The organism is Thermoanaerobacterium butyriciformans (genome assembly GCF_017874545.1).
GTDB lineage: Bacteria > Bacillota > Thermoanaerobacteria > Thermoanaerobacterales > Thermoanaerobacteraceae > Thermoanaerobacterium > Thermoanaerobacterium butyriciformans.
Genome location: NZ_JAGGLT010000070.1, coordinates 1 through 1,216, shown reverse-complemented (window position 1 = coordinate 1,216; position 1,216 = coordinate 1). Strand labels below are relative to the sequence as shown.

General features: G+C 34.8%; 1 protein-coding gene. It reads right to left on the bottom strand.

Annotation, left to right across the window (positions count from 1 at the left end; genetic code table 11):
• Positions 1–175: 175 nt before the first annotated feature.
• Positions 176–1,216, bottom strand: a 1,041-nt coding sequence (locus J2Z80_RS14885) for a transposase (protein ID WP_209455072.1), incomplete at its 5' end; no start/stop codon positions are given.

The window sequence follows — 1,216 nt, the reverse complement described above, 5'->3', positions numbered from 1 at the left end:
AGCATACAATGACATAAATTAGATATTAGATACAAAAAATAACAATGATTTTGCGATAAAAATAAGAAAAGAGGAAAGAAAATGTAAAATAATGCGAATTAATCTAAAAAAAGAGTATAAGAAACAAAACCTAATAAAATAGGCTTAAAGTTAACAGTATATGGAAGTATAATGCTTATGCTGCTCTATCTAATAGCCCATCAAGCATAGAAATAAAATCAAACTTAGATTTTTTCAATCTAGCATCAAGATGGATATTAATAGAGTGTATCATAATCCAGAAAGACCAGCGCTTTTTGCCTCTGGTTTTAGATAGCTCCAACTCATAATCATTAAGAAGCCTTTTATTAACACGTTCAGAAGAAGTTCGCTTTCTCATCTCGTCTTTCCATTCATCAGAACCACGTGGAATGGCAGTGAAAAGGCGAGGATCAGAAGAAGGCTTCGTATAAACAGTTCTGCCATAATCAGAAGAGGAGCACTTATCTTTACAAGTACATGAATCAACCTTACCAGTTGCAAAAGGACAGCGCCATTTAATTCTATTACGGTCTTTCATAAAACCATTGTAAACCATAGGTAAACCTGCCATACAAACAGGAATACCATTTTCATTGATTTTAACAGTACCTTGATACTGGATATTACCTTTATTCTTCTTATTAAGAGGAATTACAGGTTTAATATTCCACTTATTAAGGAGATGATAAGTAGGGTAATTATCATGAGCACAATCACCAATAAACTTATTAAAGACGAAATCAGGATACAAAGCCCTTGCTTCAGACAAAGCAACAATAGCAGTAACACCATCATAACGAGGAGCCTCAACTAAGCGAAGATAAATAGGAATATCAGATTTAAGCTCCTCGTTATATGTCACCAAAAAATAACCAGAATAACCATAAAACCAAGTCTCATGATAACTATCCCAACCATAGCGAGCATCAGGATCAGAGAACTTGCGATGACAGTCACAATTAAAAACACCATTTTTAGCACAATCACAAGTTCTAATACCGAAAGGACTTCCGCCAGTCTTAATACAAGTACCATCACCAGAGATAGAAAGTTTTTCAGTATCACCAAGGATACCGGCTTCGGCGGAAGGCCTAACAGCAACATAGGCAAAAATTTGTTGAAAAAGCTTCTCAGGCCTTGATTCAAAATTTTCACCCTGTAAAGCCAAATCAACAAATTTCTGTATAATACCAGG